The sequence below is a fragment of the Massilia sp. CT11-108 genome, assembly GCF_047302915.1.
Lineage (GTDB): Bacteria > Pseudomonadota > Gammaproteobacteria > Burkholderiales > Burkholderiaceae_D > Telluria > Telluria orientalis.
This window is the reverse complement of sequence record NZ_JBKYMO010000433.1, coordinates 1-4,664: the sequence shown is the minus strand read 5'-3', so window position 1 is coordinate 4,664 and position 4,664 is coordinate 1. Positions and strand designations below refer to the sequence as shown.

The window sequence follows — 4,664 nt, the reverse complement described above, 5'->3', positions numbered from 1 at the left end:
TTCCAGCGCGGCGATGGCCGCCAGCGTGGCCGCGTGGCGCGCATCGTCCTCGCTGCATTTCGCATCCGGCTCGGCCGGCATCTCCAGGCCGCGCAGCAGGGCGGGCAGCGCGGCGCTGGCGAGCAGCAGCGACACCACGATCACGCTGCTGGCCAGGAAGATCGCCAGGTGACGCGCGGGGAACGGATCGCCGTTCGGCAGCGCGAGCGGCAGGGTCAGCACGCCGGCCATCGTCAGCGCGCCGCGTACGCCCGCCACCGACGTGGCCAGCATCACGCGCAGTTTCGGCTTGAAGACCTGGCGGCCCAGGCGCTTGCGGTTCAGGATCGTCAGCTGCAGCGAAATCCATACCCACGCGAAGCGCAGCAGCACGAGCCCCAGGCTGAACGCGAGCGCGCGGCTGACGAGCCACCACAGATCGTACGGCGTGCCGCCGGCCGGGTGCAGCGCGCCGCGTACGATGTCGGGCAGTTGTTCGCCCAGCAGCACGAACATGGTGCCGTTCAACGTGAATTGCAGGGCATCCCAGATGACGTTGCGGCGGATGCGCGTGCCCGGCGTCGCCCCGCCCGACAATTCCAGGTAGCTCATCGTGATGCCGGCCGCCACGGCCGCGAGGATGCCCGATGCCTCCAGGCGTTCGGCCACGAGGTAGGCGCCGAACGGCGTCAGGAGGTTGATCAGCACCGGGACGCCGTCCTCCTCGCCGAAGCGGCGCTGCAGGATGCCGTGCGCGCGGGTGATGGCGAACGTGATCGCGATGCCGGCCGCGACGCCCGCCAGCGCCACCCACAAGAACGTCAGGCTCGCCTGCGCCAGCGAGAAGTGTCCGGTCACGGCCGCGGCGACGGCGAAGCGGAAGCACACGAGACCACTCGCATCGTTGAGCAGGCTCTCGCCCTCGACGATGTGCATGAGCCGCGGCGGCATCGGCACGCGCGCGGTGATCGACGAGACGGCGACGGGGTCCGTCGGCGCGACGATGGCCGCCAGCGCGAAAGCCACGGCCAGCGGCATCGCGGGGATCATCCAGTGCAGCAGGTAGCCGGCACCGACGACGGTGAACAGCACGAGGCCCAGCGCGAGTTCCAGGATCGTCGCCTTGTCGCGGAACAGGCCGATCTTGGGGATGCGCCAGCCGTCCACGAACAGCAGCGGGGGCAGGAAGAGCAGGAAGAAGATGTCCGGCTCCAGCGCGATGCCATGGCGGAAAACGCCCGAGATGACGGCGCCCGCGGCGACCTGGATCAGCGGCAGGGGCAGGGCGATGGGCAGCACCCGCGCCACGTAGCCGCTGGCGATCACGGCGAGCAGCATCGCCAGGATGACTTCGATGGTCTCCATATCATCTCCTTTCACGGTCGATGATAAGGGATGGTGCGGATGACCACGGTACGGTTGCGCGTGCCTACACGTTCAACCAACCCGCCGTGGCCTGATTATTCGTCGGCAGGCGGGAAAGCGTCGGCCCGGCATCTCGGACAATACAGGTATAAGGTTTGACCGTTGCCCAGTTTAAGCGAGCCGGCACGATACTGCTGGATTGCCCAGATACCCCTGGCGCCGTTCTTGAAGGTGACTTCTCCGCTCGCATAGCAGGGCGACCAGTCGAGCATATGAAAGTAATCGTGTTCTGAGACTTCGCCCGCTTTGCCGATGTACTCGCGGATTTCCTGATCGCTGAGCTTGAAACCAGAGCATTGCGCCGCAGGTTCACCTGCCGCTGGAGAGATCGCGCCGCTGTTCCGACTGGTGACTGCGCTGATCGGCGGAAGATGTGTCTTGCGCATTATTGGTTCGGTACCAGAACCATCGCCCATTGCTATGGACGCGCTTGCCGTCACGGCCAAGAGGAGTGCAGCGACTACCATGATGCGCTTTCGGCTTCCGTCGGGTTCTTGCGGGAGACGACCGGGTGCCGGAAGATTTCACTCATCGGCACGCCGAAAGTCGAGGTGAGCTCGGCGATCAGCCACTGAAGCGACGCGTTTTGCTGTTCATTCACCGTTTCGTAGACTCCCTGCTCGGCCGCGTTCCGACCTTTGCCGGCTACCACGGCACCAACGATCTCAATCCCGATGCTGTCCTCGTTCGAGGGATAACGCTGAGGCGTGGGCTTCGCCATTTCCATCCGGTGTTCGGTCTTTGGACTGAAGTGTTTCAGCGTATGAAGGTCGGTCGGGCTACAACGATGCTCAGCGAGACACCGCGCTCGAAGTCTACCCACATGCCAGGTCTGCCGGAATAACGATGCGGTCTGATGGATCGTTCCATCCTTGTCGATCAAAAAATGAGCGCCGTTCGCGTTTTGCATCGTGTAGCTATTCAAGGTCGAGGCGCCAGACCCGCCGCCGGTCTGGTGAACGATGATCCCATTGACCCGCTGTAAAACGCCGCGCTCGATCAGTGGACGCGGCGCCCGCTGTACACGTGCATTGACGATGTAGCCTTGCGTGTCCACATGGAGCATGAGGTCACCTCATCCTGTCAGGCGGCGGTCTTGTTCGCTGCCAGATCCCATCCGCCGGACGTGTTTCCGCCGGCACCGCCGCCTATTTTCTGCTGGGTGTATTTCTCGGCGATCTTGGCGTAGTGCAGTGTGAACTGGTCAAGCACCAAGCCAGATCCGCCCCAGGATTTTTTACTGCTGGACACCAGCACGCTTTCCAGCATGACCTCGTAATACTTGAGCGCGCCGGAGCCGTCCGCGCGGAAGAATTCGAGCTTGGCTTTCGGGATCGTCTTGCCCTGGGCCGCCAGTTCCATCAGTTTTGGAGAAGCGAGATCAATCGCCTTCGTAATCCGGATCGCATCGAAGACAGCGCGCCCGACTGTGTGGCCTCCAGCGGTCGACACGGTGCCGGCAGTCGGTTGGGTGACACCCCAGTCAACGGCCACGATCTCGATCCATCCCTTGTGCCTGTCGTCGTTCGATTCCCCGTTGACGCCATCAATTTGCAAATAGACATCAGCTGCCATGTTTCTCTCCTCGGTTGCCCATCCGCGATTCTCGACCGGAAGGCACGAGTACATTTATGCGAGATCAGTATTCGCAGATGTTGAGAGAAACCACGTGGCGATAGTTTTGCAGCATCGTAAGATGGGTTTCCCAGTCCATCAACGCGATACGCAGACGCGTTAACGCCGGATGTTCGCCTCGGCGGCCGCGGCGAGGATGTCCGCCAGCTGCATCGTATTCACCGGCTTGACGAGGTAGTGGTCGAACCCGGCCGCCATCGACGTCTCGCGGTCCTGCTGGCGGCCGTAGCCCGTCATCGCGATCAGCGTGGCACCGGCCGCCTGCGGCAGCATGCGCAGGCGCCGCGCCAGTTCGTTGCCGTCGAAGTCGGGCAGGCCGATGTCGAGCAGGCAGACTTCCGGCACGAACGATTTCGCCAGTTCCAGCGCGTCCGTGGCGGAGTACGCGACTTCCACGCGGTGTCCGCCGGAGCGCAGGAACAGCTGCAAGGTGTGGACGGCGTCGACGTTGTCGTCCACGAGCAGGATGCGCAGCGGTACGCCGCCGTCGCGGTGTTCTTCGCCGACGACGGGCGCCGGCGCCAGCACGACGTCCTGCGTGTAGCGGGGCAGGCGTACCGTGAACGTCGAGCCCTTGCCGAGGCCCGCGCTGTAGGCCTTCACTTCGCCGCCGTGCAGCTCGACGAGGCTTTTCACGAGGGCGAGGCCGAGACCGAGGCCGCCCTGCGAGCGGTCCGGCGTGCGCTCGGCCTGCGTGAACAGGTCGAACACGCGTTCGACGAGGACCGGCTCCATGCCGATGCCGTCGTCGGCCACGGTCAGCACGTAGTCGTTGCCGTCCGCGTCCACGCGCAGGTGGATGGTGCCGCCTTCCGGCGTGTACTTGGTTGCGTTGTTGAGCAGGTTCGCACACACCTGCACGAGCCGCTTGTGGTCGCCCTTGACGTACGCGGGCGCGGGCGGCAGCTCGATCACGACGCGGTGGCGCCGCGCCGCGATCAGCGGGCGGATCTGCTCGGCCGCATCGTCGACGACGCGCTTGAAGTCCAGCACCTGCGTCGCCAGCGACACGAGGCCGCGCGTCACGCGCGATACGTCGAGCAGGTCGTCGACGAGGCTCGTCATGTGATCGACCTGGCGCACGATGATGGAACAGGTCTGCGTGATCTGGGCGTTATCGGAGTGCAGCAGCTTGAGCAGGTGTGCGCCCGTGCTGATCGGCGCCAGCGGGTTGCGCAGCTCGTGCGCGAGCATCGCGAGGAATTCGTCCTTGCGCTGGTCGGCGGCGCGCAGTTCGCGCTCGGCCAGCGAGCGGGCCGTTTCTTTCTTCTGCAGCGCGGCCGCCATGCGGTCCAGCGCCTGGGCCAGGTTGCCGATCTCTTCGTGGCCGTAGGCGATGCCGGAGCGGGCTTCCAGGTCGCCGGCCGCGATGCGCTCGGCGGTGCCCATCAGCTTGCGCACGCGCTGGACGATCAGCACGTCGCCCACGAGCCACGCGGCCAGCATGGCGAGCAGCGTGGTCGCCGCAAGGCCCAGCAGGGACATGATCTGGTCGTGGCGCGCGGCGGACAGGATCGTCTCGGTGGGGATGCCGATCGTGACCGTGTAGTCGGTCAGCGCGGGCGCACACCTGCTCAAGCTGCTGCACTCCGATAACGCCCAGATCACGCAGACCTGTTCCATCA

Annotated in this window: 5 protein-coding genes; all 5 read right to left on the bottom strand. The window is 65.0% G+C overall.

Going from position 1 to position 4,664, the window contains the following annotated elements; translation table 11 throughout:
* The coding region (locus ACEN88_RS24705) for a Na+/H+ antiporter (RefSeq protein ID WP_413343935.1) at positions 1-1,344 on the bottom strand (1,344 nt) is incomplete at its 3' end.
* A 95-nt stretch (positions 1,345-1,439) separates the two neighbouring features.
* A complete protein-coding gene (locus tag ACEN88_RS24700; RefSeq protein ID WP_413343934.1) occupies positions 1,440-1,790 on the bottom strand; it encodes a hypothetical protein in 351 nt (116 codons plus the stop codon).
* 74 nt (positions 1,791-1,864) lie between these two features.
* Complete coding sequence (locus tag ACEN88_RS24695) at positions 1,865-2,470, bottom strand: N-acetylmuramoyl-L-alanine amidase (protein ID WP_413343932.1); 606 nt, start codon at positions 2,468-2,470, stop codon at positions 1,865-1,867.
* Between the two features lie 17 nt (positions 2,471-2,487).
* The gene (locus tag ACEN88_RS24690; protein ID WP_413343930.1) at positions 2,488-2,979 is read right to left on the bottom strand and encodes an Hcp family type VI secretion system effector; all 492 of its coding nucleotides are present in this window, start codon (positions 2,977-2,979) and stop codon (positions 2,488-2,490) included.
* Between the two features lie 159 nt (positions 2,980-3,138).
* A partial coding sequence (locus ACEN88_RS24685; protein WP_413343929.1) for an ATP-binding protein occupies positions 3,139-4,664 on the bottom strand: 1,526 nt, incomplete at its 5' end.

Bases quoted from the DNA above. Each gene is read 5' to 3' on its own strand.
- ACEN88_RS24695 (WP_413343932.1), bottom strand. From the start codon at position 2,470: ATGCTCCATGTGGACACGCAAGGCTACATCGTCAATGCACGTGTACAG.
- ACEN88_RS24690 (WP_413343930.1), bottom strand. From the start codon at position 2,979: ATGGCAGCTGATGTCTATTTGCAAATTGATGGCGTCAACGGGGAATCG.
- ACEN88_RS24700 (WP_413343934.1), bottom strand. From the start codon at position 1,790: ATGCGCAAGACACATCTTCCGCCGATCAGCGCAGTCACCAGTCGGAAC.